The sequence below is a fragment of the Dawidia cretensis genome, from assembly GCF_018598175.1.
Taxonomy (GTDB): Bacteria; Bacteroidota; Bacteroidia; order Cytophagales; family Cyclobacteriaceae; genus Ohtaekwangia; species Ohtaekwangia cretensis.
This window is the reverse complement of record NZ_JAHESE010000099.1, coordinates 1-651: the sequence shown is the minus strand read 5'-3', so window position 1 is coordinate 651 and position 651 is coordinate 1. Positions and strand designations below refer to the sequence as shown.

Below are 651 nucleotides of genomic sequence, written 5' to 3'. Positions count from 1 at the left end.
CTGAAAAGCATCTCCATAACTGTTTGGTTTGGGTTGGGTCTTGGGTTCTGATAAGGGTAAATACGTTTTGCGGCTAAACATTCAGCGCTTGCTAAAAACATGTCATCGGTTCTTCTTTTGAAAGAATGCCAATCAAGTTAGGCCGATTATCCCTAAAATCCAGCTGAAAAACGCATAATAACTTCCATCCGATTCAGGACGGTTTCACGCGTTGCCAAGTTATATAAAACACAATTTTACGCTCTTGAACGGCGATTGGCAAGGTGTGAAGGGTCAACTGGTCGCCTATTACGGTAGCATACCTTACTTCTCTGTGACCAACCCAGTTTGGAAAGAGGCTGCCTTCTACCTCATGTATGATCTCACCCGGTTGTGATTCATAATAGCGACCATAGTATGCAAGATAAGAATTGAAGGCAAGCCAGGTTTCTTCCGCGGTGCCGTCGGCAAATCCGGGTTTGGCAAAGGGTGCCCGCCCGGCCCGCATGAGCTGTGCATTCATATACCCCTGTTGGTCGTACATCAATATACCTTGTGCACCTTCGCCCAGGTAGGGTACGGTGTTACCCAACTCGTCGGTATAGGTCCACGAGACCAGTTTCCATGTGCCGATGATGCGGGGGCCAATAACTTCGAGCATAGGTATTAGTG

The 651-nt window shown here is 47.6% G+C and carries 1 protein-coding gene; it reads right to left on the bottom strand.

Annotated features, from left to right (window positions below; translation table 11 throughout):
• Positions 1 to 193: 193 nt before the first annotated feature.
• Positions 194 to 651: lipocalin-like domain-containing protein (locus KK062_RS29890; RefSeq protein WP_254088056.1), on the bottom strand; the 458-nt coding region annotated here is incomplete at its 5' end.